Raw genomic sequence first — 24,063 nt, forward strand, 5'->3', positions numbered from 1 at the left:
CGATGCGGCTAACCTAGCCGATTCGGCACACCAGTGAAAGGCATGTCGGTGATAGGTGATATCAACGAAACGCGATACGCGTGCCGTAGGTCAGCATTTCGTCCGGTGACATGGCGTGTCCCGACACCCCGATCATCTCGTCGCCGCACTGATCGGCCCAGGTCAGCACGCCGTGAGTCAGGCCGATGCTGCCCAAGCGGTCGCGAATCTCGCCGGTGCCCAGGAAAGTGCAGTTCCTGCCCTGCGCATCCGACAGGGTGGACACCCCATTGGCATGATGCAGACGCACCGTGTAGATGCCATCCATCGACTCGACCTCGACGATGGGCGACAGGCCATGCGTGATCGCCGTGGCGAGCTGCTTCAGGGTGATGTGGTCACCGAGTTGGTAGTCAGGTGAAGTCATGACGCTGTCTCATGCTGGGTTGAGTACAACAAGTGTAGAAGGCGTGAGCATCGCCACAAGGCCTTTTTGACGGGGTCAAGCGAAGGCGTAGAGGTCCATGGCCAGCACACCGTGCTCCACGCTGTGATGCAGGCGTTCTGCCTGGCCGCCGGCCCCCATGGCGACCAGTAGCGGCTGAAAGTGCTCGGGGGTCGGGTGGTTGCGCCGCGCCTGCGGCGCGCGCTGCCAGTCGAGCAGGGCCGTCCGATCATCGGCTTGCAGTCGGGCGTGGACCCAGTCGGCAAACTCGCCGACCCAGGCAGGCATCGGCGCCTTCAGGGCCTGCAATTCCATCAGGTTATGGGTCAGGCTGCCCGAGCCGATCACCAGAATGTCTTCCTTGCGCAGCACGGCGAGCTTCTCGCCCAGGGCCATCAGCTCGCTGTTTGACCACGTCACCGGCAGGGACAGCGAGACCACCGGGATATTGGCCTCGGGATACATCAGCGACAGCGGTACCCAGGCGCCGTGGTCCAGGCCGCGCTCGGTGGGGATGGCGTTGAGCTCACGGGCCAGGCGCATCGCCAGTGCCGGCTCACCCGGGGCGGGGTATTGGCAGTCGAAGAGCGCCTGGGGGAAGCCGCCGAAGTCGTGAATGGTCTCGGGCCGTGCGCTGCTGCTGACCAGCAGCTGGCGGCTTTCCCAGTGGGCCGAGACCACCACGATCGCCGCGGGCCGCCACTCCTTGCCCAGCTGGCGCAGGAAGTCGTGGGCCGGACCCGGGGTCAGGGCCAGCATGGGTGAGCCATGGGAAATGAACAGGCTGGGAAGCATCTCGGTTCTCCTTCGGTAGGGCGGCTCAGTAGCCGGTCATCTCAAGATAGCCCCGTCCACGTGGCTCGCCGCTGGCATGGTCGAAGACGTTCACCTCGCCCTCCCAGTAGCTCACCGTGGTGGGCATCCAGCGATTGGCATGGGGCGCCGCGACTGTCAGATCAAGGCCCTGGTCCGGGGCCTGCAGCCGCCAGCGGGTGGGCACTTCGCGGCCGGCGACAGCCGAGGTGGTCAAGGGAGTGAGGTCGAGGGCGCTGTCATCGAGGGACGTCGTCTCGCCTTCCGGGGTAATCCAGGTGCCGGAAAGATAGTCGCCGCCATCCGTGCCGCCGCCCTTCAGGCGAAAAGCCATCAGCCGGTGACCATCGGCCAGGTGCAGCGAGAACCAGTCCCAGCCGGCCTGGTCGGAACCGAGCAGCTGGCTGCTCCATTCGCGGTCGAGCCAGGCGCGCCCCGTTACCTGGTGGGGCTCGCCGTGCAGGGTGACCTCACCGCTGACCCGGTAGAAGGGCTGGCTGATGTAGATCGAGCCCTGGCCGTCGGCGGACTTCTGGCTGAAGCCGTTCTCGCCATGGTGCACCAGGGGCCCCTGGGCCTCCAGCGTTAGACGGTAGCCGAAGCGCGCGTCGTCCGGCCCGGCCCGGGCGGATAGCGTCAGGCGGTCGAGGGCATCGCGCCCTGGTTCGCTGACGTGGCTGACCATCGACCAGTCGTCGAGCCAGGCGCGGAAAGGGTCCGCGGTGACGCCTGCCTGGTCACGTTCGGGGTCGCTTTGCCGCGAGCCGACCCGGGCGAAGCGTTCGGCCATCCGGTGGGCGTCGCCCTTGGAGACCGCCATGTGCGCCATCCACAGCTGGTCGGCGGCCCACGGGCCGGGCGCCTCGGGGCGCTCGGCGGGTGGCTGCTGGGCCTGGCGGAACAGGGTCCACTGCACGCCCAGCGGCTCGCCGGCGGCATCCTCAAGATTGGCGGTCAAATACCACCACTCCAGGCGGTAGTCGGGATGGGGGCCGTGGTCCTCGGGGAAGCGCAGCGTTGTGCCGGGCCGGGCCTGCACGAAGCCGCCGGCATCGGCGCCCAGCCCGGCGAAGCTCTGCAGTCCCTCTTCCTCCGATACGGTGTGTGGCTCGCATCTCGCCACACCCTGCAACGACAGCAGCAATAAGATCAGCAGTAAGGCCCGCGGCAGCCCGGATAGGCGGCAGTTACTCGACAGCTGCGTCATGCCGCTTGCTCCTCGGCGAGCAGCGCCCGGGGTGGCGTCCGCCACAGTGATAGTGAGGGCAAGGCTGCGGCCAGCAGCGCGACGACCACGGCGGTGGCCACCGTCAGCAGGATCTCGCCAGGGAAGAGGTGCAGCGGCAAGCGCCAGCCGAAGGCCGCGACGTTGATCACCGCGACCAGCCCGGCCGTGACCGTGATCCCCAGCGGCACGGCCAGCAGGGCGGTCAGCAGCGACACGCCGCTCAGCTGGGCGAGCTGCACCGTGATCAGCCGGGTTCGCGGCACACCCAGTGCCCAGAGGGGCGCCAGCCGGCGGCGTCGCTCGCGCGCCTGGGCCAGCAGACTGGTGAGTAGCGCCAGGCCCGCGACAACCAGCGTCAGCGCACTGAGCGCACGGGTAATGGAGAAGGTGCGCTCGAAGATAGTGGTGGAGATGCGCTTGATCTCGCGCTGATCCTGCAGGGCGTCCCGGCCCAGGCCGAAGCGAGTGGTCAGAGCCTCGGCAAGGGCCGCTTCATCGGCGCCTGGTGCCAGCACCAGGCCCAGCGAGCCGGGAGGCGCCTGGAAACGCTGCGCCAGCTGTGAGGTGGACAGCAGCACTTCGCCGCGTGGGTTGCCGTAGTCCGGGTAGACGGCCACGACGTCGAGCGAGGTCTCGCCGGTCGGCGTGGTGAGCACGAGCCGGTCGCCGGGAGACAGCCCCTGGTCGATGGCCAGCTGCTCGTTGACGAAGGCCTCGCCGTCGCGGAAGGCTTGCCAGGCGGCCTCGCGTCCCGCCAGCGTCGACAGTAGCGGCCAGCGCGGTGTCAGGGTCTCGCCCGGCGTGATGCCGTAGACACTGACGGGCAGGTCAAGTGCGGCGGGCGGGCGCTCGCCGGGGGCTTCGCGATAGTCGACCTCGCTCAGGACCGCCTCGGCGTGGCGGGTAGCCAGGCGTTCAGCGACGCCCGTCTGGCTGGCGAGCCAGGCATCGATCTCGTCGAACTGCGCCGCGGGCGGGTGCAGATAGAGGTCGGCTACCAAGCGCTGATCCAGCCAGTCGAGAAAGGTCAGGCGAAAGCCACCCACCATGCTGCTCACCCCAAGGTTGGCGGCAAGCGCGATCAACAGCGCCATCATGGCAAGCGAAAGCCTGGGCAACTGCAGCTGCAGATCCGCCAGGGCCCACTGGACCAGCGGTCGGCCTCGGGTGAGGCGGGCGAGCCCGGCCAGCAGCGTGGCTAATATAGGCGGCAACCAGAGCGCGCCGGTCAGCAGCAGTGCCGCGAGTATCATGAAGCCGGCCACCAGCCCCTCGCCGGCGGGTTGGCGAGACAGCCAGGCCCATAGCGCCAGCCCGCCGAGTGCCACCGGCACGCCAGCCAGCGCCATGCGCCGCAGCTGCCGGTGGTAACCCGCTCGCCAGGCCTGCGCATGGCCCAGCCCAAGCACGCTGAGCCTGGCGGCTCGCCACAGCACGCCGGCGCCGGCCAGCAACAGCCCCCCCAGCGTCACGGCGATCCCGCCCAGCCAGTAGTGCCAAGGCAAGCTGAGCTCCGCGCCCACGCCGGTGCCGTAGAGGCTGCCCAGGGTGGCGGCCACGTCCGGCAATAACGCGCGCGCCAGCCAGACGCCGCTGACGATGCCGGCCAGGGCACCCAGCAACCCCAGCAGTATCAGTTCGAAGGCCAGCAGCGCGACCAGGCGCCGGCCCGGCACACCGAGCGCCCGCAGGGTACGCAGCATGCCCAGCCGCTGCTCCAGGGCCAGGCCCAGTGCGGCCTGCACGATGAAAAGCCCCACCACCAGCGCCAGTAGCGCCATGGCAGTGAGATTGAGATGAAAGCTCTCGGTGAGCTGTCCCGGTGAGATTCGCGTATCGACACGCGTCAGCACCATGCCCTCCGGGGCCACAGCCAGCGCATCGGGCGCGGTAACCAGCCGACTGAGCGTGGTACCACGGTCCAGCAGTCGGGCCGCGACGGCGATATCCATCACCAGGGTATCCGGGGGTAGCGCCGGGGCGATGACCAGCGGCGGCAGCCGCTGGCCATCGGCAAGCGCTGGCTCGGCACCCTTGGCCTGCTCGGCGTTGGAGACATCGACCCCCAGGGTGGTCAGGGTGTCTGGCGCCAGTCGGGTCTGCCAGGGCGGCGTAAAGAAGGCCGTCAGTTCACCGCGGCTACCCGCCGTGGCGAAGGCACTGTCGCCGGGCAGGGTGAGCGGGTCGATACCGATCACTCTCAGCGAGGTGCCATCGCTCGCCTCGAGCTCGCCTTCCAGCAGCGGCGAGACCGGCAGCCCCGCGCGGCGCAGGCGCACGAAATCCTCCCGGGTCAGCGCCTCGCCGTCCTGGCGCTCCAGCCGGTCGAGCCCGGTAGTGAACAGCGCCTCGGCCCGGGCGTAGCTGTCGCGGGCCGAGGTATTGATCGCCTGCACCCCGCTCCATAGGGCGCTGGCTACCCACAGGCCCAGCAGCAGCATGGCCAGCTGGCCGGGGTGACGCCGATAGTGAGAGAGCAGAGTCGCCAGGGCAGTAAGCATCAGGCGCATGCCTCCTGTATCGACAACCGGCCATGCGACAGCCACAGGCGGCAGTCCAGCGGGGTCGAACAGGCCTTGTGACTCTGGCGAAACTCGAGCATGGCGGCCTTCCTGGCGTTGATTGTCAGTGATGGTCGCACAGCCGATGACTCAGGCGAACAGGTGCACAGGTTCTTGATGCGTAAATGCTGCATTTTGGGCGGGATAAGGGCGGGTGCGCTATGTTGAAATTTCACTTTCTGTACGCTTCAGGAGGTACACGATGGGTATCTGTGCGACTTGCGGTAATGAATATGGCAGCACGTTCACGATCACCAAGGACGGCCGGAGCTTCGATTTCGATTCCTTCGAGTGTGCCATTCACAAGCTGGCGCCGTCGTGTGCGCATTGCGGTTGTCGGGTGGTCGGACATGGTGTCCAGCAAGATGATACGGTCTATTGCTGCGCCCACTGTGCCCAGCAGGCAGGCGACACCGGGCTGGTCGACCATAACTGAGCGGACGTCTCCTGTACCACCGCGCCTATGGCATAACGGGCGGGGCCTCCCTGGCAAGCCTCTAGTTGCGGGGTGTCTTAGGGGGCGTGTCCAGGTGCAGCCAGCGGGCCAGTCGCGAATGGCGCCGTCGGCTCAGATACCACGGCAGGAGGGTCATGACGGTAAGGATTACGGCGGCGGCAAGGAGCGAGAGCAGCGGACTGAGCTCGAAGCTCTGTCCGAGGCTGGCGAACACCAGACTCATGGGCAGCATGCCGATCAAGGTCCCTGCGGCATAGCGTCCCACGCTGATGGCGGTGACCCCGGCGGCGTAGCTGACCAGGGCGAAGGAGAAGATCGGGACCAGGCGCGTGATCAGCACGGTCAGGAACAGCAGGCGCTGCGAGCCCTGGTTGCCGAACAGCGGGTTGGTCGGCAGCTTGGCGCGCAGTGCCTCGCGGCCCAGAACACGGGCAAGATAGAAGGCGATCAGCGCACCAGCCATGGCACCGGCGACCGATAACAGCACCCCTTTGACCAGGCCGAAGGCCAGCCCGGCGGCGGCGGTCACCGGCAGCGTGGGAATCGGGCCGACCACCACCGCCAGCATCATCAACAGCAGGAGCAGCAACGGCCCGAGGCTGCCCTGGCTGTTGAACCAGGCGGCGATGCCCGACGGTGACAGGCTCATGGGCAGGCCCAGCCCCTGCAACAGCCACCAGATGCCGGCCATGATCGTTACCACCGTGGCGATGAGCACGACTCTGAAGGCCCAGACAGACCGTACTGTCACGTGGTTAGCGCCCTCCCGAGCCGGCCATGGGACAGCTGAAGGCAGCGGGCGAGCGGGGCGGCGACGTGGGGGCTGTGAGTGACCATCAGCAGGGCGCTGCCGGTATCGTGTACCAGCTCCAGCAGCAGGGCGAGGACCTCGTCGGCCGTCGTCTCGTCCAGATTGCCGGTGGGCTCGTCGGCGAGCAACAGGGCGGGGCGGGGCGCCAAGGCGCGGCCGATGGCCAGCCGCTGCTGCTGGCCGCCGGAGAGCTGCTCGGGATAGCGCTTCTCCAGCCCCTCGAGGCCCAGGCGTTGCATCAACTGCGCCGACCAGGCGGCGTCGCTGCGCCCGGCGAGCCTGGCCTGCAGACACAGGTTGTCAAAGACATTCAGGCTGGGTACCAGATGAAATTGCTGAAAGACCAGGCCGAGGGTCTCGCGGCGCAGCCTGGCGCGGCCCGTATCATCCAGCGAGGAGATCGGCTGTCCGGCGACGCGCACCTCGCCGCGGTCGGGCAGGTCAAGCCCGGCGGCCAGGTGCAGCAGGGTCGACTTGCCGCAGCCCGATTCGCCCATCAACGCCAGGCTCTCGCCGGCCTCCAAGGTCAGATCGATACCGTTGAGCACGCCAAGCGGGCCCTGGGGCGTGGCATAGGCCTTGTGCACCTGACGTAACTCAAGCATGTGCGTCTTCCTTCGCGACGAGAGCCAGATGGTCCCACAAAACCAACGCCAACCGAAGGTGGCGTGATTCGGGTCGCGAGGCTATCGGTTCCCGGTAGGTGGCGGGAAGGGGAGACTAGAGGAGTGTGCTAACCTCCCTTGACTCCCGACCGGCAAGGAGACCGAGCATGACCGCGACCCGCTCTTTGATGATCCTGCTCGGCTGGCTGGCCCTGGTGGCGCTGACCGCGCTCAGCGGTATCGCCACTCCGCCAGGCGAGTGGTACGCGGGGCTGGCCAAGCCGCCGCTCACTCCGCCCGACCTGGCCTTTCCCATCGCCTGGAGCACGCTCTACCTGCTGATGGCGCTAGCCGCCTGGCGGGCCACCCTGGCCGCGCCGCCCGCGGCGCGCTGGCATACCCTCTGGCCCTTCGTCGCCCAGCTCGTCGCCAATGCCCTGTGGTCGATGCTGTTCTTCGGCCTGCACTGGATGGGCGTGGCGCTGCTCGACCTGCTGCTGCTGTGGGGGCTGATCCTGCTCACCATCCGCCGCTTCGCCGGGGTCTCGCGCCTCGCCGCCTGGCTGCTCGCGCCCTACCTGGCCTGGGTGAGCTTCGCCGCCTACCTCAACGCCGCCACCTGGTGGCTCAATGGTGGCGGCTAGGCGATGGCTGTGGTGCCGGGTTGGCTCTGGTGGGGCCTGCTGCCGGCGGGGCTGGCGCTGCTGCACCTCTTCCATCGACGGCTGAGAGTCAGCCTGGCCGCGCCCCGGGTGCCGATCGCGTACTCCCTGGACGAGCACGGCGTGACCGGGGAGACGGTGACCATCCCCACGCGAAGGGACAGGCGCCTGGCGGGCTGGTGGTTGCCGGCGACCCCGGGCCGGGGCTCGGTGGTGATCACCCACGGCTGGGGCGCCAACCGCGAACTGATGCTGCCGCTGGCCAGGCCGCTGCAGGCGGCGGGCTGGAACATGCTGCTGTTCGATGCCCGCAACCACGGCGAGAGCGACGCCGAAAGCTTCTCCTCCATGCCGCGCTTCGCCGAGGACACCGAGGCCGCCCTGGACTGGCTGCGCGCCCGCCCGGGCATGGCCGAGGAACCGGTGGCGCTGCTCGGCCATTCGGTGGGCGCCGCGGCGGTGCTGCTGGCGGCCTCGCGCCGTGACGACATCGCCGCCGTAGTCAGCCTCTCCGCCTTCGCCCATCCGGATGGCATGATGCGCCGCTGGCTGGCGGAGAAGGGACTACCGTTCTTTCCCCTGGGCTGGTATGTGTTGCGCTATGTAGAGCGGGTGATCGGCCACCGCTTCGACGCCATCGCCCCGGTGACCACCCTGCCGCGGGTGCGCTGTCCTGTGCTGCTGGTGCATGGCCGTAATGACGAGGTGATTCCGCCGAGCGATGCCGAACGGCTCCTTGCGAGCCGCGGCGACACCCCGGCCGAGCTGCGCCTGCTGCCCGGCGATCATGACCTCAGCCTGCACATCGACGCGGAGCTGCCCGAGCTGCTCGCCTTCCTCGACAAGGCCCTGGCGCCGGAAGGGCGCGAGCGCCGGCCCGCCTAGGCCGGGCGCTTGCGGGCGATGAACTGCACCACGGCCCCCAGGCCGGTATGGCCGCGGCCCTCGACCACCTGGCGGTCGAACTCGCGGCTCGACAGGATCTCGAAATCGGCGAAGGCCGCCTCCAACTCCGCGGCCGTGGGGGTGCGGTCCGGGGTGTCCGGCCCGCCGGTGTCCCGCGGTACCTGGGCCGGGGTATAGGCCTCCAGGATCAGGATGCCCCCAGGCTTCAGGGTGCGCGCCACCTGCCGGTGCAGGTGCGGGCGACCCGCCTCGGGCACATGGCAGAAGATCGACACCACCGCATCGAAGGCCACGGCGGCGAAGGTGTGCTCGGTGAGGTCGGCGACCAGGGTCTCCAGGGGCACGCCCTCCCGCTCGGCCAGGCGGTCCGCCTTGCGCAAGCCGATCGCCGAGGCATCCACGGAGAGGACCCGATGGCCGAGCTTGGCCAGATAGACGCCGTTGCGCCCCTCGCCATCGGCCAGGCACAGCACCTCCCGCGGCGGGTCGCCGATCAGCCCCACCTGCTCGCGCAGGAAGTCGTTGGGCTCGGTGCCGTAGACGTAATCGTCGGTGTCGTAGCGTTCATCCCACATGGCCATCCCTCGTACATGTCTATCGGTATAGCCATGGAGAATATCAGGGGCGAGAGGCGACCGACTAGGAGGAACGGCTTTCTCGCTCGCCTGTTGTTCGTTCACTTTTTTTCCGCTCACCTTTCTCGATCATTTCCCCGGCGGGCGACAGCAGGTACCACTCGGCGTCCATGTGCAGCACGTCCTGACCGAGGGCATCGCCCGCGGCCTTGTCACCGCTGAAGTAGTACAGTGGCCAGCCATCGTAGGTCACCTGCAGGCTGCCGTCTTCTCGCTCGAAGGTACCCAGCTTGTCGCCCTCGACGTGTTCGCCGGCGTCAGGCGGTTGCTCCGTGACGTAGGGCGGCCAGGCGATGGCGCAGCTCTGGTAGCAGGTACTGTAGTCCGCCCCTGGCTCGTCTTTCTCGAACAGATAAAGACTCATGCCGTCACGGTCGGTGAGGTAGCGCCCGTAAGGCGGCTGTTCACGGACTTCCAGCCGGGCCTGGGCGACCGGTTCGGGCGTGCTGTCCAGCGCTTTCGAGGCTTCCTCGGCCTCCTGGCCTGGCACTGCTGAGGCCTCGCCGTTGATGTTGGTGTCGTCCGAGGCGGCTGCCAGCGGCAGGCTGCCGGCCGAGACTATGACCAGGGCGCCCCAAAGGCCGATCGCTTGTCGAGTTAACGTCATGTTCGCCGCTCCATGGTGAAGATGAACGCTTTCACTTTAGGTAGGCGCGGTGAGAAATGCCAAGACGCAGGTTAGCCATCGCCTGTCACAGTGATCGCCCCGGCTGCCACTGGGAAAGTAGTGCTCAGTGGTCGTGGTCGTCGTCGCCGTGGCTTTCATCGCCATGAGCGTGGTCATCTGCAGGAGAATGACCGGGGTCCGCGAGAGCCTCGTGCAGCACCTCGGCATTGTGGCGCATCATTCCCAGCCAGGTGGTGGCCTCGCCTTCGCTGGCCAGTGCATCGGCGTAGAGCGTGCCGGCGATGGGCAGGCCGGTCTCCTCGGCGAGCTGCTCGATCATGGCCGGGCTGGTCATGTTCTCGTGGAACAGCGCCCTGACATTCTCGTCGCGGATCACGTCGATCAGCCGGGCCATGTCGGCGGCGGAGGCGTCGCCCTCGGTAGAAAGTCCTACCGGCGAGAGGAATCGCAGGCCGTAGGCGTTGGCGAAATAGCCGAAGGAATCGTGGCCGGTAATCACGCTGGTGTCCGGGGGAATCTCGGTCAAGCGCTCGCGAATCTCGGCATGGGTCGCCTCGATCGCCTGAATATAGCGCTCGGCATTCTCTGCGTAGGTGTCGCGGTTGTCAGGGTCGGCCTCCATCAGGCCATCGCGGATATTGACCACATAGACCTTGCCCATCGCCAGGTCCTGCCAGGCGTGGGGGTCGTCGTCGCCATTATCATGATCATGCTCGTGATCGTCGTGCGCCTGGCCACGCGACAGCCGCTCCACGCCATCGGTGGCGGTGACCAGCAGCCCGTCATGGTCGCTGGCGTCGATCAGCCGCTCCATCCAGCCCTCGAACTGCAGGCCGTTGAAGACCACCAGGTCGGCATCGGCCACGGCCTGGGCATCGCGTGGGCTGGGCGAATACACATGCGTGTCGCCGTCGGCCCCGACCAGCGAGGTCACCGCGACGTGATCGCCACCGACGTTCTCGACCATATCGGCCAGGATGCTGAAGCTGGTGACCACCTGGATGCGTTCGGCGGCGAAGGCGGCGGGCAGGGCCAGCAAGCTGGCAACACCGAGGAGGGCGGCTGAATAGGTGACAAGACGCATCGGGCAAGGCTCCGTTCGTGGGTTATCTGTCGTGGGGTGTCAGGGAGAATCGGCGGCCAACGGGGCGGCGCGTCGGCGCAGCCGGGCCGTCAGGCTGTGGTGGCGACCGAAGAGCGCAGAAAGCACGTAGGCCAGGCCAGCCAGCAGGATGATCGCCGGGCCGGAAGGCAGGCTGAAATGGTAGGAGAGCAGCAGGCCACCGGTGCTGGCGATCATCGCCAGCACCACGGCGATGCCGATCAGCCCTTCCAGGCGCTGGCTCCAGAAGCGTGCGGCGGTCGCCGGCAGCATCATCAGGCCGACCGCCATCAGGGTGCCCAGAGTCTGGAACCCGGCGGTCAGGTTGAGCACCACCAATCCCAGGAAGACGCCATGCACCAGACTGCCGTGGACACCCTGGCCACGCAGGAACAGCGGGTCCAGGCACTCGACGACCAGGGCGCGAAAGATCACCGCCAGCGCGATCACGATGAGGCTGGCGATGCCGGCGATCAGCAGCAGGGCGGTGCCGTTCACCGCGAGTATCGAGCCGAACAGCACATGGGTGAGATCGACGCTGCTGCCGCCCAGCGACACCAGCATGACGCCGGCGGCCAGCGAGATCAGAAAGAAGCTGGCCATGGCGGAGTCTTCACGATGGCCGGTCATCTGCGACACGCTGCCGGCCAGTACCGCGATCAACAGGCCCGAGAGCACGCCGCCCAGGCTCATTATCGGCAGCGAGAAGCCGGCCATCAGAAAGCCCAGCGCGACGCCGGGCAGGATGGCATGCGCCATGGCGTCGCCGATCAGGCTCATGCCGCGCAGCATCAGGAACACGCCCAGCGGCGGGGCAGCCAGCGACAGCGCCAGGCCCGCCACCACGGCGCGGCGCATGAAACCATACTCGAAGGGAGCGAGCAGCCAGGCGTCAAGCAGTGCCAGCATGAAAGGTATCCGGAAAGGTCAGGGGAAGGCGCGGCGCCTTGGGCGGCTGGCCCGCGTAACGCTCGAGCAGCGACTCAGGGCTGGCCCAGCGGCCATGCCCGCCGGACAGGATCAACACGTCGTCGGCCAGTCGCGAGAGCTGCTCCATGTCGTGCAGCACCACGATCAGGGTGGCGCCGTTGTCGGCCATCTCGCGCAGCACGTTCATCAGCACGTCGACCGTCTCGACATCGACATTGGCGAACGGCTCGTCGAGCAGCAGCAGTTCGGCTTCCTGCATCAGGGTGCGGCCGAGCAGCGCGCGCTGCCGCTGGCCGCCGGAAAGCTCGCCGAGCGGACGATGGGCGAGATGCGAAATGCCCAGTCGCGCCATGATCTCCCGCCCACGCCGGTAATGCGCGGCGCAGTAACCGGTGAAGGCGCCGTGGCTCGGCCAGCTGCCGGTCATGATCAGCTCTTCCACGCTCATCGGGAAGGTCAGGTCCAGTGCCAGCTGCTGGGGCAGCCAGGCGCGTCGCTCCTTGGGTACTTCACAGTGCACCTTGCCGGCCACGGGGCGCAGCATGCCCATCATCGCCTGGATCAGGGTGCTCTTGCCGGCACCGTTGGCGCCGATCAACGCCGTGATGGCGCCGTCCATGAAGCGCCCATCGAGATGCTCGAGTACTGTCTGGCCACCGCGGGCGAGTTGCAGGTCCTCGAGTTGCAGCCGCGCCATCAGCGCCACCACTCCGCTGCCCAGGCAACGGCCAGCCACAAGGCGGCCAGCGGTGCGGCGACCAACGCCAGGCGACGCGCGGCCGACAGCGACATCAAGGAAAAGTGGCAGGGTCCTTCGGGATCATGCCGATGCGTGCGATGTGCCATGCAGGCTCCTCCGGAAATCTCGCGAAGGTTATAACATAACAATAGCAGCCGCAGCCAATGAAAATCATCGGCGCGGCATGCCTGAGAGGGAGCCTGATGGGCGTTCAACGCTCGAGGACGTAGCCGCCGGGCGCCTCCTTCAGTGGTGGATAACCCTTGTCGACATTGCCCATGGATGGGGGGTCGATGCGCCCCGTGGAATGCTCGCCTAGCCAGGCCTCCCATTCCGGCCACCACGAGCCCTCACGCTCGGGAACCTCGGCACGCCAGGTTTCGGGATTGGTGAGGTGGGCCTCCCTTGGCTTGTCGGCGATCTGATAGACCCGCTTGCGGTGGCCGGGCTCGCTCACCACACCGGCATTGTGGCCGCCACTGGTGAGGACGAAGGTGATATTGCCGTCGAGATGCTGCTGATTGCGGTAGACCGAGCGCCACGGCGAAATATGATCCTTGCGCGTGGCGACGATGAACGCCGGCAGCTTGATGTCGCCGAGCCGTACCGGGTGGTCGTCCACGCGGTAGCGGCCGAGGGCCAGTTCGTTGCCGAGATAGAGGTGGCGCAAGTACTGCGAGTGCATGCGATACGGCATGCGGGTGCCATCGGTGCTCCAGGCCATGAGATCGAAGGTAGGCACACGTTCGCCCATGAGGTATTCGGACACCACGCGCGACCAGATGAGGTCTTCTGACTGCAGCAACTGGAAGACGCCCTTCATCTGCCAGTCTTCCAGATAGCCTTGCTGGCGCATGGCATCTTCCAGGAAGTGCACCTGGCTCTCGTCGATGAAGAGCTCCAGTTCGCCCGGCTTGGCAAAGTCGGTAATGCTGGCGAACAGCGTCAGGGTAGCCAGGCGGTCGTCGCGGGCACGGGCCATGGCCGCAGCGGTCATGGAGAGCAGGGTGCCGCCGAGGCAGTAGCCGACAGCGTGGATCCGTTGCGAGGGAACAATCGACTCGACCGCCTCCAGGGCCTCCATGATGCCGAGCTTGCGGTACTCCTCCAGGCCGCAATCACGCTCCGCTTTTCCCGGGTTCTTCCAGGAAATGATGAACACCGTGTGACCCTTCTCGACGAGCCAGCGCACCAGCGAATTGTGCGGGGACAGGTCGAGAATATAGTACTTCATGATCCAGGCCGGCACGATCAGCAGGGGCTCGGCCTGGACCTTGTCCGTCGCCGGGCTGTACTGAATCAGCTCCATGAGCTGGTTGCGGTAGATGACCTTGCCGGGGGTGATCGCCACCGTCTTGCCGGGAATGTACTGCTCTGCCCCGGCGGGAGGATGATGGGCAGCGATACGCGCGGCATCCTCCCAGGCGTGAATGGCACCGTTCACGAGGTTGAGGCCGCCCTGGTCCACGGTTTTCGACAACACCCGCGGGTTGGTCAGCGGACTATTGGCCGGGGAGACGATATCGAGCAGCTGGCGAGTGATGAAATCGACCACTCGCTCGTTATGCTTGGTGACCCCGGGCACGCCGGTCATGGCGTCTTGCCACCACTGCTGATTGAGCAGAAAGCTCTGGTGCAGCAGGTTGAACGGCCACTGCCGCCACGCCGGATGATCGAAGCGGTGGTCCTGCTCGAGCGGCTCGATACAGAGCCCACCGTCGTGTTCCAGCATGGCGTGCGGCAGGTACGCGGCCAGGCGCGCCAGCTGGTATTGCCCCTCGTAGCCGAGTTCCGACTGTTTGCCCGGTGAGAGCATCAAATGTAGCCACCAGTCTCCGTAGGCCTGCAGGATCGAGGCGGGCGAAATGCCGGCGGTCAGCCGGGCGATGGCCGCATGGACGCGCTGGTCCCAGATGGCGAACGGGCTCGCCTCAGGCGAGTCGGGGGCTGTCTCGTCGCTGATCGCGTCCGGTTCGGGCTCCTCATCGCGACGCGTCGCCATGACAGGGGCGAGGGGCCGCGGCCGCTTATCGCCGGAGCGTCCGGTGTCGCCTGAGGCGTCCCGAGGAGTTCGGAGTGAAAGGGTTGTCGATTCGCTCTGCGCCATGGGGGTCCCTCCTTGAGCCGGTACGGCGCCACTCCCTGGCACCCTGCCGTGTCGTCTGATGTGCCGCGATTCGCCTACCGGCCCATCAGGCATGGCAGCGTCATGCCGAGGGGCTGCGCACATGCACGTTACTGATCAGGTTAGTCGATCTCATGGCCTCTTTCCGCACTGATCCTTCATTAACAAAAAAGCGCTAGAAATCGTTAATGAAGAAGCGCTGAAAGAGCGGACAACGCTCGAGTTGTTGAGACGTAAGCCGTCAATTATATTTTTAGGTGAATCGTTACATTAGCAATAACCAGTAAGTAAGGTCGTCTTTCGACCATTAGAAGGTCGCCTTGCGATCGATATATGCAACACTCAAGTCGACTCGATCCCCTTACCACGGCCCACAGGACATCACCATGACGGACGAATCGCCATCGACGGATAAACTGTTACGGGTACTGGCCCGCAAGGATGTGTTGGCGCTGGCGTTCGGCGCCATGATCGGTTGGGGCTGGATCGTGCTCACGGGCAGCTGGATCCAGTCGGCCGGAAGCGTCGGCGCGATTACCGCCTTCTTGTTTGGCGGCACCGCCATCGTGCTGGTCGGCCTCACCTACGCCGAGCTGGCGTCGGCAATGCCACAGGTGGGCGGTGAGCATGTTTACAGCTACCGCGCGCTGGGTCATTTCTCGTCATTCTTGTGCACCTGGGCGATCACGCTGGGCTATGTGAGCGTGGTGGCCTTCGAGGCGGTGGCCTTGCCGACAGTGTTCGAGCACCTGTTTCCGGGCTATTCGGTGGGGCATATGTGGACCATCGCCGACTGGGAAGTGGAGGCCACCTGGGTGGCCGTAGGCGTCATCGGGTCGCTGATCATGATGTGGGTCAACTACCGGGGGATTCGCACCGTGGCGCTGGTGCAGAAGCTCGTGACGCTGCTGATTCTGGCGGTGGGCATCATGTTCATTACCGGTGCGCTCTTCGAGGGCGAGCGGGCCACCATGGAGCCGCTGTTCAACACCGCGGACGGGGTGATGGGCGGCATCATGATGGTACTGATCATGGTGCCCTTCATGTTCGTGGGCTTCGACGTGATTCCCCAGGCGGCCGAGGAGATCAACCTGCCCTTCAAGGAAATCGGCAAGGTGCTGATGGCGTCGGTAATCCTGGCGGTGTTCTGGTACGCGCTGATTATTCTGGGCACCTCGTTGATGCTCGATCCCGAGGCGCTGGGCGCAAGCTCGCTCGCCGTGCCCGACGCCATGCAGGCGGTTTTCAATGCCCCCTGGGCGGGTAACCTGATGGTGCTGGCGGGCATCGCGGGCATCGTGACCAGCTGGAACGCCTTCTATGTCGGCGGCTCACGCGCCATCTACGCCCTGGCCCACTCGGGCATGCTGCCGGCGTTTCTCGGCAAGCTGCACCCGACCCACAAGACGCCCACCAACGCGATCTTCCTGATGGGCATCTGTTCGTGCATCGCGCCCCTCCTCGGCCGGCCGGCGCTGGTCTGGCTGGTGGTCGCCGGGGGGCTGGGCATCGTGATCGCCTATCTGTTCGTGGCGCTGTCGTTTCTGGTGCTGCGCCATCGCGAGCCGGACATGCCGCGCCCCTTCCGGGTATCCAGCGGCAAACTGGTGGGCGTGGTCGCGGTGATCCTGTCGATCGGCATGCTGGGCCTCTATATGCCGGGAAGCCCGTCGGCGCTCGCGCCGATAGAATGGGCCATCTTCGCCGGCTGGATGTTGCTGGGTCTGGCCATGTACGCCTGGTCTCGAGCGAAATATGGCGTGGATTACAGCGACCGGATGATCAATCGCGAGCTGGCGCAGGCCACGGCCCATGACCCGTCTACTGAAGCCCCAGCGCGCGGCGCATCATGAACTGTTTGGCGGGGCCGAGCCGCTCGGCCACCGCCAGGCCGGCAGCTCCGGCGCTACGCAGCATGGCGTTGCCGGTAAAGACGCGATGAAAGACCTCGGTGGCGGCAATCATCGCCAGGGTCTGCGGCCGGCGCTGCCAGGCGTAGCGGCGTAGCGGCCCGGGGGCGCCGAGATCGCCGTGCTGAGGGGTGTGGGCGGCCGTGAGCAGGTCGGCGAGGGCGGTCACGTCCTGCAGGCCGAGGTTCAGGCCCTGGCCTGCCAGGGGGTGAATCACATGGGCCGCATCGCCGACCAGGGCCAGCCTGGGCGCCGTATAGTGGCGGGCGTGCTGGCGTCGGATGGGGAAGCTGGCGCGTCCGGTGACCTCTTTCAGCCCGCCCAGACGGGCGGGAAACTCGCGTTCGATCGCCTGGCGCAGCGCCTCGTCGCTCAGGGCTTCGCGATCGCGGGTCGCCTTCGGCTCGCCATACCACACCAGCGAGGCATGCGGGCCGGGAAGTGGCAACATGGCTTGAGGCCCCTCGGGCGTGAAGCGCTGCCAGCTGACGTCCTGCTGGGGACGCTGCGTGACCACATTGATAATCAATGCCCGCTGGCCATAGTCCAGCGCGTCGACATCGATACCGGCCAGTTCGCGGATTTCCGAGCGAGCGCCGTCGGCGCCCACGACCAGTGAGCCGCTGAGCATGCGGCCGTTGTCCAACTCCACCAGTACCCGTTCGGAGCCGGTGATCAAGGCCAGCGGGCGGGTACGGCAGATGGGCTCCACACCGGGCAGCGAGGCCAGGCAGCGCCACAGCGCGCGGCGGATCACCCGGTTCTCGACGAAGCTGCCGAAGTCATCAAGTCCCAATGCCTCGGCATCGAAGTGAGTCTCGCCGTGGCCGTGGATGTCCCAGGCATGGATATGTCGGAAGATGCAGCGGCGCTCAGCGGGAATATGCGCCCACGCGCCCACCGACTCGAGCAGCCGCTGGGCCGCCAGATTCAACGACGACACTCGCAGGTCGAAGGCGTCGTCCTCGATGGCTCCCGGCTCGCTGCCGCTCTCCACCAACGCCACACTGTACCCGCCCTGGCCCAGGGCGGCGGCTAGCGCCGAGCCCACCATGCCGCCACCGACTATGATTGCATCGAAATGTTGATTCATGGCTAGTTTGCATCCTTGCGAGTCGTTGACAGGGTAGACAGGCGCCCTTGGGCACCCTGGCATGATGTCACTTTTGTGGCCACCAAGTCTGGCCACGAAGTCTGGCTATCAAGTCTGGCTATCAAGTCTGGCTATCAAGTATGCCTTGCTTTGCTAGACTGGTGCGGGCTGGCTTGGGCCATTCGGTCTGGTCGCACAACAGCTTCAGTTACCTGTATTAAGTTAACTATATTAAGTACTTATATTAGCCACGTATTAGCCACGCAAAGGAGTGTCGAGATGGCGAGTCAAATGATGGAGATGAGACAAGCGCTGAAACCCCTCATGTTGGCGGGAGTGGCCACGGTGCTGCTGGCAGGAGCAGGCAGCGCTGCGGCCACCGGCACGACCGGGCTGTACCTGGGCGGCGGCGTCGGGCAGATGGAAGGCGAAGGCAGCTTCGATGACAAGGCCGACCACTGGAAACTGGTCGGCGGTTATAATTTCGGTTGGCTGCCCTTCCTCGACCTGGGCGCCGAACTGGCCTATGGCAGTGGCGACGGCCTGGATGGCGAGGTCAACGGTCGCTCGGCCACGCTGGAAGTGGAGAGCTTTCAAGCCATGGGTGTGGCCGGCATGAGCTTTGGCCCGCTGGGTGTGTACGCCAAGGCCGGCATGTCCGACTGGGACGCCGAGCAGCAGGGTCGCGGGGTAAACGAGGACTTCTCCGGCACCGATCCGATTTATGGCCTCGGAGCACGGCTCCAGCTGCTGGGCCTGACCGGCCGGCTGGAGCTCGAGCGCCTGGACACCGACGACGTCGGCGACCTGGACATGTTCACCGCCGGCGTGGTGTATACCTTTTGATGTCGGGCTCGAGCGCTAAGCTGGAATTTCCCTTGAAAGGGATAGGTCGAGGGATGACAGGTCGACGGGGCGTCCCAGGTAATAACCCTGAAAGCAGTCGCACCCCAGCTGGCCGAGAAGGTGATGCTGGTTCTCGGTTTCCACGCCCTCGGCAACCACGCGCATACCAAGGTTATGGGCCATGTTGATAATCGCCTCGATGATGATCCATTCGTTGCCGGAGTGATTCTCTCCGGTCTGTTGCACAAACGATTTATCGATCTTGACCTCGTCGAAGGGAAGACGGGAAAGGTAGGCCATGGACGAATAGCCGGTTCCGAAGTCGTCCATGGAAAGCTGGATGCCCTGCTTCCTGAAGGCCTGCATCTTTATCAAGGCGTCGTCGAGATCGGCCAGGACCAGGGATTCGGTCAGCTCCAGGCAGAGCCCTTCCGGGTGAGCGCCCGAGTGGTGAATGGTGTCCATGACCTGTTCGACGAAATCGGACTGCAGGAATTGCCTGGCACTGACATTGATGGAAACTTTCAGCCTCCGGGTGGACGGCTGGGCCTGCCAGATAGCGAGTTGGCGGCAGGCCATCTCCATGACCCATTGCCCCAGCGGAATGATGAGGCCACTGTCCTCGGCGATCGGGATGAACTCCTGCGGCGGGATCAAGCCTTGCTCGGGGTGCTGCCAGCGCAGCAACGCCTCGACGCTCACGCAGTGCCCGCGGCGATCCACTTGTTTCTGGTAGTCGAGGCACAGCTCTTTTCGTTCCATTGCCTGCCGGAACTCGGTTTCCAGGCGAAAGCGTCGCGCCAGGATGGACTGGGTTTGCGGGTCGTGAAAACGAATCATGCCGCGACCTGCGGATTTGGCCTCGTACATGGCGGTATCCGCGCGTCTCAACAGCTCTTCGCTGGTCTGCTCGGCACCGGAGAACAGCGTAATACCGATGCTCGCCGCACATCGATATCGGTAGCCCTTCAGGTTCATCGGTTCGGTGATGAGCCTGAGCAGCTCCTCTGCAAAAAGCCCGGCATGCTGGGCGGCTTGTTTCTGCTCAGTGCCAATTTCCCCTATAACGATGACGAACTCATCTCCGCCGAGTCGGGCAATGGTATCCAGATCCCGGAGGCGGCCGGTGAGAATGCCGGCCAAGATCTTGAGCAGTTCATCCCCAAACGAATGGCCCAGGGTGTCGTTCAGGCTCTTGAAATCGTCAAGATCGAGAAACAGTAAAGCGCCATATTGTCGGTGTCGGTGGGACGCCGCCAAGGCCAGTTCTATTCGATCCTTAAGCAGGCGGCGATTCGGCAGCCCCGTCAACTCGTCGTAAAAGGCCAGCTCATGAATTCGCGCTTCGTATTGCTTTTGCTCGCTCACATCCGTGATGAAACCATTCCAGAGTGTGGAGCCATCCGCCAACTGTTCCGGCACGGCGTTGCCTTGTAGCCAGCGTTCTCTCTGGCCCAGCCGTATCCGATATTCGTGGCGCCACCCGTTGAGCGTATCGGCCGATTCGCTGATTGAAGCCAGGACGCCATTCAGGTCTTCCGGGTGAGTGAGCTGGAGGATCGGCGTGGCATCCTTTTTTACCGACTCTGGCGGGAGCCCGAAAAGGGGCTGAATGGCGTCACTGGCGTAGGGGAAGGACATATGGCCGTCAGGAGCCAGCTGAAACTGGTACACCATGCCCGGCAATCGGGAGACGATCTTGCTGAAACGATCCTCAAGTCGCCGGGCCTCTTTCACTGATGCTTCGGCGACCTTGTCTACCGCGATGAGGCGAAACCGGAATATCACGGTGAGGGTGGAAATCACCAGGAGGAAAACGCTGGCGATGACCGCCAGCGTTGCGATCAGAGTTTCATCCAATGGTTGAGCCGGAATCGTGGTGGATGGTTGGTCGACCGGCAGGAAGAGGGTCGCGCTCATCGCCACATAGTGCAGGCTGGAGATGGCAAGCCCCATGAGCGAAGCACTGATGAGCTTGAAGGCAAGGCCTTCGCTGCGGAACGGGTGTTCCGAGGTGAGAGCCGTCATCAGCCGAGGGACCGAGAGGGCGGCACTCGACATGACGATGGCAATGATGACGGAGAGCGCGAAAAGCGAGGGCTCGTAGAGCATGCGTGCCTCGACGTGCATTCCGCTCATGCCGAGGTAGTGCATGGCCCCAATCCCCGACCCCATCAAGGCGCCCCCGATCAGGATAGCCGAGGCGCGGGGAGCGGGTTGCTCGACGACCGTCAGGGCGATATAGCCGGCAATGACGGCCGGTAGCACTGACAACAGCGTCATCCCGGGGTCGAAATACACCTCTTCCAGCGGTAACCGAAACGCCATCATGCCGATGAAATGCATGGTCCAGACACCGGCCCCCATGGCCACCGCGCCAATCAGGTGCCAGCGAAAGCGAACCGAGGAGGACGGGGTGGCACGCATGAGCTCCACGTGGCTGATACTGGCGAAGGCGGCCAGGACGGCAATCAACAGCGAGAGAAGGACCAGCGGTACGGAAAAGCTACCGGTATAGGCCAGCTCAAAAGGGGTGGCGGCGTCGGTGAAGTGGAGCGGGAGCATGAATCAGCAGCCATTCAGTGGTGATACCGTATCTCACCGGCGAAGTGCACCACGTGAGGTTAGGCGTTTGATCTCGAGATCAGGACTTAAGACAACACTCAAGCATGACCTTCGATCAGTCCATTTACTTATGCTGCTTACCTTCACTATTCAGGGCGCCGGCAGCCCATGTCAACAAGGTATTGTCAGATAACGCTTAACTACATAGCCCCGCGCCATGGGGTCTTGAAGCAACCCGGCGCCTCGCGGCTAGTCTTCTAGCCCCAGTGCGTCAATGAATGTCTCTCTTCTCTTACATGAAGGATGGCTAATCACTGAGTAAGCAAAGGTAGTAAGGGAGGCTTAGGGGTGATTGGATGAGAAACGCCACCCCGAAAAGCTGATGAGTCTGGTCCATGGATGATCTGTCACCTTCTGACCTGAAGACGATCCTGCATTCCAAGCGCGCCAATCTTTACTACCTGCAGCACTGCCGGGTGCTGGTGAATGGTGGCCGTGTCGAGTACGTGACGGATGAAGGCAGCAAAACACGCTACTGGAATATCCCCATTGCCAATACCACGTCCCTGCTGCTGGGAACCGGCACCTCGATTACCCAGGCGGCGATGCGTGAGCTGGCGAAAGCGGGCGTATTGGTGGGATTTTGTGGTGGCGGCGGCACGCCGCTGTTCGCCGCCAATGAAGTCGACGTCGATGTCGCCTGGTTGACCCCGCAGAGCGAGTACCGCTCGTTCGCTGCCGCCCAGGCAGCTCAGAAATTAAAGTCATTTCTTGTCTACGTCGTCCAACGTGGGGAGCGGCAAGAGATGTCTGGTATGTGCCGCGCAAGTGGAGCGCCATGTCGAGGCCCTGCGACCGGGGCGGGGCAGCAGGCTTGACACGCCATGCTAGAATCGCCGGCTTTATTGTCATGAACATAACATTGGACAGAAATAACGATGCCCACCGCCCCACGCCGCCGTCCCGGCCTTTTTCTCACTTGGCTGCGCTTCCTCGTCATTCTCACGCTGATTACTTGGGGCCTTCGCCTGGTGTCGGATGCCGTGATGACGCCTGAAGGACTCTGGCCTACCGCTTGGTGGTGGGGGCTGCGCTTCGATCTGGCCATCTCGGCCCTGCTGGCTGGCCTCACCACCCTGGTGCTGTGGCCGGCCTCCCGTCTGTTGAAACGGCTGCCCCGTCGCGGCTGGCTGGTGCCTGCAAGTATTCTCCTGCTGTTTGCCCAGCTGGGCGACTGGCTTTACTGGCAGGAAACCGGTCGCCATATCGGCTATGAGGCGGCGGAGCTCATGAACTCGGCCGGCAGCCTGGGCGGCATGCTCATTTCTCACTGGCCCTATCTGCTGGGCATCTTGGTACTGCTGGGTGTTGTCTCACGAGTTCCTGTCGCCGAGACACGCCATCGAGTGCGCTTTGCGCCCGAGCTGGCCATGCTCGCAGTGATCGTTTCCACGGTGCTGATAGTGCGTGGCGGCGTGAGCGGCGTACCTCAGAGCCCTGACGATGCCTTGAGGCTTGGCAATCCTGATGCTGCCACAGCCGCACTCAATGGGGCCTACGCGGCGCTGCATGGCCTACAGCGTGGCCAGGAGCATGCGCTGGCGCCCATGCCACTTGACTGGATGAGTGACGATGAGGCTCGTTCACGGGTGAATCGGCTGTATCCTGATGTTTCTCCATCGAACGGGGAGCCCCGCCAGATGAACGTGGCCTTCGTATTGCTGGAAAGCTGGGCCAGCGTCTTCATGGCGCCTCTCGATAACGGTCGACCCGTGACACCACGCTTCGACGCCCTTGCTGAGCGCTCACTGCACAGCGACGATCTGATCGCTGGTGGCCGACGCACCACTGAGGGAATGTTCAGCCTGTTCTGTAGTTACCAGAATCCGCCTGGTCAGACCATCGCCCAGACAGACCTGGCCCGCTACGATTACGACTGTTTGCCCGAACGCCTCGCACAAGCCGGCTGGCAAACTGCCTTCTTCCAGGGGTCCCATGAGAACACCAGTGGCACCGGTGCTTTCGCTCAGGCACTGGGCTTCCGGGAGAGCCTCGGCAAGGAGGACATCAAGCAACGCCAGTTGCCCGAGAACCACTGGGGGGTCTATGACCGCGACCTCTATCGCTTCGCCCTGGAGCGCATGGGAAAAATGCACGAGCCCATGCTGGTCGGCATCAACACCAATACCACCCACGATACTCAGGTACCCGCCGGCATTACCCCGCTGATCGACAGTGACTCACGTGCCGCGGGGATTCGTAACACCCTGCACATGGCCGACGAGGAGGTCGGTGATTTCGTCGACGCCATCGAGTCGCGCGACTGGCAGCACCCATGGCTGATCGTGCTGGTATCGGACCATACCTCGCGGGTGGAAGGCTCAATCCTCGAGCGTTCCCGGTTGCCGTTTCTTCTTTATGCGCCGGGTATTGTCGAGCCAGGCCGTCTCTCGCGCACCGGTCATCAACGCGATATCGCACCCACCCTGGCCGACCTGCTGGACCTGCCTCTTCCCGAGGCCATGGGACACTCACTGCTCGACCCGACTGCCCCCCAACTGGCCGAATATCATCAGGCGGGGACCCTGGGCTGGGTCATGGATGACCAGGTGGTGGAGTTTTCGCTGCTTGACCCGACCCAAGGGCGTTGTTTCGGTTGGCAGCCACCCACGGCGCAGGGCCCCGAGCAAGCGTGCGACGAGCGCGCGCTGCAAGGTGCCAAGAACGCTTATGCACTGACCCAACAGGCCCAGCGGCACCTGTTCGATGGCACTACTGCGGAGTTCGCCCGGCAGGCTCGCCAGCAAACCGCTGACCATTCCTTCGCTTCCGGGCCCATGCCTTAGCCAGGCGAATTCAATTCGAACGGGAGCCGGGAATCGAAATGATGTCGTCTTCCTGTGTCTTTCGCTAGGCTAGCGTCAGTTGGTTTGGTAACACGCTAGCCATTTGTCCTATTTGTTCATACGCCCCCGGTACTCGCCGGGGGCGTGCTGTATGGTAGGTCGGGTCGTTGCCGCGGT

22 protein-coding genes are annotated in these 24,063 nt (G+C 64.8%); 7 read left to right on the top strand and 15 right to left on the bottom strand.

What is annotated here, in order from left to right:
• Positions 1-61 precede the first annotated feature (61 nt).
• The 4 genes from BM341_RS06190 to BM341_RS06205 all read right to left on the bottom strand — a co-directional run bounded on the left by BM341_RS06190 (position 62) and on the right by BM341_RS06205 (position 4,966).
• Positions 62-406 carry a hypothetical protein gene (locus BM341_RS06190; protein WP_089793989.1) on the bottom strand — a complete coding sequence of 115 codons (345 nt, stop codon included), beginning with the start codon at positions 404-406 and terminating at the stop codon, positions 62-64.
• Positions 407-481: 75 nt separating this feature from the next.
• Complete coding sequence (locus tag BM341_RS06195; protein WP_089793990.1) at positions 482-1,219, bottom strand: dioxygenase family protein; 738 nt, start codon at positions 1,217-1,219, stop codon at positions 482-484.
• Between the two features lie 25 nt (positions 1,220-1,244).
• A complete protein-coding gene (locus BM341_RS06200) occupies positions 1,245-2,444 on the bottom strand; it encodes a lipocalin-like domain-containing protein (RefSeq protein WP_089793992.1) in 1,200 nt (399 codons plus the stop codon).
• Positions 2,441-4,966, bottom strand: coding sequence for an FtsX-like permease family protein (locus BM341_RS06205; RefSeq protein ID WP_089794212.1), 2,526 nt, complete (start codon positions 4,964-4,966; stop codon positions 2,441-2,443). Before BM341_RS06205 ends, BM341_RS06200 begins: the two co-directional genes overlap by 4 nt.
• Before the next feature lie 262 nt (positions 4,967-5,228).
• On the opposite strand from BM341_RS06205, the gene BM341_RS06210 reads away from it, so the two are divergent.
• Positions 5,229-5,462 (top strand): hypothetical protein, encoded by a 234-nt coding sequence (locus BM341_RS06210; RefSeq protein ID WP_089793994.1) that lies wholly within the window; start codon positions 5,229-5,231, stop codon positions 5,460-5,462.
• A 61-nt stretch (positions 5,463-5,523) separates the two neighbouring features.
• On the opposite strand, the gene BM341_RS06215 is transcribed toward BM341_RS06210, so the two are convergent.
• Together BM341_RS06215 and BM341_RS06220 are read right to left on the bottom strand one after the other, a co-directional pair.
• Entirely contained in the window at positions 5,524-6,234 is a 711-nt protein-coding gene (locus BM341_RS06215; protein WP_217646178.1) for a TVP38/TMEM64 family protein, read from the bottom strand.
• Complete coding sequence (locus tag BM341_RS06220) at positions 6,231-6,899, bottom strand: ABC transporter ATP-binding protein (RefSeq protein WP_089793996.1); 669 nt, start codon at positions 6,897-6,899, stop codon at positions 6,231-6,233. The genes BM341_RS06215 and BM341_RS06220 overlap by 4 nt, the downstream gene beginning before the upstream one ends.
• A gap of 167 nt (positions 6,900-7,066) precedes the next feature.
• On the opposite strand from BM341_RS06220, the gene BM341_RS06225 reads away from it, so the two are divergent.
• Both BM341_RS06225 and BM341_RS06230 read left to right on the top strand, forming a co-directional pair.
• On the top strand, positions 7,067-7,543 hold the full coding sequence (locus tag BM341_RS06225; RefSeq protein ID WP_089793998.1) for a TspO/MBR family protein: 477 nt from the start codon (positions 7,067-7,069) through the stop codon (positions 7,541-7,543).
• Between the two features lie 3 nt (positions 7,544-7,546).
• Positions 7,547-8,446, top strand: coding sequence for an alpha/beta hydrolase (locus tag BM341_RS06230; RefSeq protein WP_089794000.1), 900 nt, complete (start codon positions 7,547-7,549; stop codon positions 8,444-8,446).
• Here the strand turns inward: BM341_RS06230 and BM341_RS06235 are convergent.
• The 7 genes from BM341_RS06235 to BM341_RS06260 all read right to left on the bottom strand — a co-directional run bounded on the left by BM341_RS06235 (position 8,443) and on the right by BM341_RS06260 (position 14,608).
• Positions 8,443-9,042 (bottom strand): SAM-dependent methyltransferase, encoded by a 600-nt coding sequence (locus BM341_RS06235; protein ID WP_089794002.1) that lies wholly within the window; start codon positions 9,040-9,042, stop codon positions 8,443-8,445. The genes BM341_RS06230 and BM341_RS06235 overlap by 4 nt on opposite strands.
• A gap of 64 nt (positions 9,043-9,106) precedes the next feature.
• On the bottom strand, positions 9,107-9,709 hold the full coding sequence (locus tag BM341_RS06240; protein WP_089794004.1) for a COG4315 family predicted lipoprotein: 603 nt from the start codon (positions 9,707-9,709) through the stop codon (positions 9,107-9,109).
• A 124-nt stretch (positions 9,710-9,833) separates the two neighbouring features.
• The gene (locus BM341_RS06245) at positions 9,834-10,814 is read right to left on the bottom strand and encodes a metal ABC transporter solute-binding protein, Zn/Mn family (RefSeq protein WP_089794005.1); all 981 of its coding nucleotides are present in this window, start codon (positions 10,812-10,814) and stop codon (positions 9,834-9,836) included.
• A 39-nt stretch (positions 10,815-10,853) separates the two neighbouring features.
• The gene (locus tag BM341_RS06250; protein ID WP_089794007.1) at positions 10,854-11,741 is read right to left on the bottom strand and encodes a metal ABC transporter permease; all 888 of its coding nucleotides are present in this window, start codon (positions 11,739-11,741) and stop codon (positions 10,854-10,856) included.
• Positions 11,725-12,459: a metal ABC transporter ATP-binding protein gene (locus BM341_RS06255; protein WP_089794009.1), complete on the bottom strand. Its 735-nt coding sequence runs from the start codon at positions 12,457-12,459 to the stop codon at positions 11,725-11,727. The genes BM341_RS06250 and BM341_RS06255 overlap by 17 nt, the downstream gene beginning before the upstream one ends.
• On the bottom strand, positions 12,459-12,608 hold the full coding sequence (locus tag BM341_RS19210; protein WP_175507807.1) for a hypothetical protein: 150 nt from the start codon (positions 12,606-12,608) through the stop codon (positions 12,459-12,461). Before BM341_RS19210 ends, BM341_RS06255 begins: the two co-directional genes overlap by 1 nt.
• Positions 12,609-12,712: 104 nt before the next feature.
• Entirely contained in the window at positions 12,713-14,608 is a 1,896-nt protein-coding gene (locus tag BM341_RS06260; protein ID WP_245784185.1) for a PHA/PHB synthase family protein, read from the bottom strand.
• A gap of 404 nt (positions 14,609-15,012) precedes the next feature.
• On the opposite strand from BM341_RS06260, the gene BM341_RS06265 reads away from it, so the two are divergent.
• The gene (locus tag BM341_RS06265; protein WP_089794011.1) at positions 15,013-16,479 is read left to right on the top strand and encodes an APC family permease; all 1,467 of its coding nucleotides are present in this window, start codon (positions 15,013-15,015) and stop codon (positions 16,477-16,479) included.
• Here the strand turns inward: BM341_RS06265 and BM341_RS06270 are convergent.
• Complete coding sequence (locus BM341_RS06270) at positions 16,448-17,629, bottom strand: UbiH/UbiF/VisC/COQ6 family ubiquinone biosynthesis hydroxylase (protein ID WP_089794013.1); 1,182 nt, start codon at positions 17,627-17,629, stop codon at positions 16,448-16,450. The genes BM341_RS06265 and BM341_RS06270 overlap by 32 nt on opposite strands.
• Before the next feature lie 279 nt (positions 17,630-17,908).
• Between BM341_RS06270 and BM341_RS06275 the strand changes: the two genes are divergently transcribed.
• A complete protein-coding gene (locus BM341_RS06275; protein ID WP_245784186.1) occupies positions 17,909-18,475 on the top strand; it encodes an outer membrane beta-barrel protein in 567 nt (188 codons plus the stop codon).
• Between the two features lie 15 nt (positions 18,476-18,490).
• Here the strand turns inward: BM341_RS06275 and BM341_RS06280 are convergent, their stop codons facing one another.
• Positions 18,491-21,040 (bottom strand): EAL domain-containing protein, encoded by a 2,550-nt coding sequence (locus BM341_RS06280; protein ID WP_089794015.1) that lies wholly within the window; start codon positions 21,038-21,040, stop codon positions 18,491-18,493.
• Between the two features lie 395 nt (positions 21,041-21,435).
• On the opposite strand from BM341_RS06280, the gene cas1f reads away from it, so the two are divergent.
• Positions 21,436-21,918, top strand: coding sequence for a type I-F CRISPR-associated endonuclease Cas1f (gene cas1f / locus BM341_RS06285; protein WP_245784187.1), 483 nt, complete (start codon positions 21,436-21,438; stop codon positions 21,916-21,918).
• 60 nt (positions 21,919-21,978) lie between these two features.
• Positions 21,979-23,886: an LTA synthase family protein gene (locus tag BM341_RS06290; protein ID WP_089794017.1), complete on the top strand. Its 1,908-nt coding sequence runs from the start codon at positions 21,979-21,981 to the stop codon at positions 23,884-23,886.
• The last annotated feature ends 177 nt before the right edge of the window (positions 23,887-24,063 follow it).

Origin of the sequence: Halomonas korlensis (assembly GCF_900116705.1) — a bacterium.
Classification (GTDB): domain Bacteria; phylum Pseudomonadota; class Gammaproteobacteria; order Pseudomonadales; family Halomonadaceae; genus Halomonas; species Halomonas korlensis.

What these genes read in the sequence shown, in the direction of transcription:
- BM341_RS06190 (WP_089793989.1), bottom strand. Translation starts at nt 406, where the DNA reads ATGACTTCACCTGACTACCAACTCGGTGACCACATCACCCTGAAGCAG.
- BM341_RS06195 (WP_089793990.1), bottom strand. Translation starts at nt 1,219, where the DNA reads ATGCTTCCCAGCCTGTTCATTTCCCATGGCTCACCCATGCTGGCCCTG.
- BM341_RS06200 (WP_089793992.1), bottom strand. Translation starts at nt 2,444, where the DNA reads ATGACGCAGCTGTCGAGTAACTGCCGCCTATCCGGGCTGCCGCGGGCC.
- BM341_RS06205 (WP_089794212.1), bottom strand. Translation starts at nt 4,966, where the DNA reads ATGCTTACTGCCCTGGCGACTCTGCTCTCTCACTATCGGCGTCACCCC.
- BM341_RS06210 (WP_089793994.1), top strand. Translation starts at nt 5,229, where the DNA reads ATGGGTATCTGTGCGACTTGCGGTAATGAATATGGCAGCACGTTCACG.
- BM341_RS06220 (WP_089793996.1), bottom strand. Translation starts at nt 6,899, where the DNA reads ATGCTTGAGTTACGTCAGGTGCACAAGGCCTATGCCACGCCCCAGGGC.
- BM341_RS06225 (WP_089793998.1), top strand. Translation starts at nt 7,067, where the DNA reads ATGACCGCGACCCGCTCTTTGATGATCCTGCTCGGCTGGCTGGCCCTG.
- BM341_RS06230 (WP_089794000.1), top strand. Translation starts at nt 7,547, where the DNA reads ATGGCTGTGGTGCCGGGTTGGCTCTGGTGGGGCCTGCTGCCGGCGGGG.
- BM341_RS06235 (WP_089794002.1), bottom strand. Translation starts at nt 9,042, where the DNA reads ATGTGGGATGAACGCTACGACACCGACGATTACGTCTACGGCACCGAG.
- BM341_RS06240 (WP_089794004.1), bottom strand. Translation starts at nt 9,709, where the DNA reads ATGACGTTAACTCGACAAGCGATCGGCCTTTGGGGCGCCCTGGTCATA.
- BM341_RS06245 (WP_089794005.1), bottom strand. Translation starts at nt 10,814, where the DNA reads ATGCGTCTTGTCACCTATTCAGCCGCCCTCCTCGGTGTTGCCAGCTTG.
- BM341_RS06250 (WP_089794007.1), bottom strand. Translation starts at nt 11,741, where the DNA reads ATGCTGGCACTGCTTGACGCCTGGCTGCTCGCTCCCTTCGAGTATGGT.
- BM341_RS06255 (WP_089794009.1), bottom strand. Translation starts at nt 12,459, where the DNA reads ATGGCGCGGCTGCAACTCGAGGACCTGCAACTCGCCCGCGGTGGCCAG.
- BM341_RS19210 (WP_175507807.1), bottom strand. Translation starts at nt 12,608, where the DNA reads ATGGCACATCGCACGCATCGGCATGATCCCGAAGGACCCTGCCACTTT.
- BM341_RS06260 (WP_245784185.1), bottom strand. Translation starts at nt 14,608, where the DNA reads ATGGCGCAGAGCGAATCGACAACCCTTTCACTCCGAACTCCTCGGGAC.
- BM341_RS06265 (WP_089794011.1), top strand. Translation starts at nt 15,013, where the DNA reads ATGACGGACGAATCGCCATCGACGGATAAACTGTTACGGGTACTGGCC.
- BM341_RS06270 (WP_089794013.1), bottom strand. Translation starts at nt 17,629, where the DNA reads ATGAATCAACATTTCGATGCAATCATAGTCGGTGGCGGCATGGTGGGC.
- BM341_RS06275 (WP_245784186.1), top strand. Translation starts at nt 17,909, where the DNA reads ATGGCGAGTCAAATGATGGAGATGAGACAAGCGCTGAAACCCCTCATG.
- BM341_RS06280 (WP_089794015.1), bottom strand. Translation starts at nt 21,040, where the DNA reads ATGCTCCCGCTCCACTTCACCGACGCCGCCACCCCTTTTGAGCTGGCC.
- cas1f (WP_245784187.1), top strand. Translation starts at nt 21,436, where the DNA reads ATGGATGATCTGTCACCTTCTGACCTGAAGACGATCCTGCATTCCAAG.
- BM341_RS06290 (WP_089794017.1), top strand. Translation starts at nt 21,979, where the DNA reads ATGCCCACCGCCCCACGCCGCCGTCCCGGCCTTTTTCTCACTTGGCTG.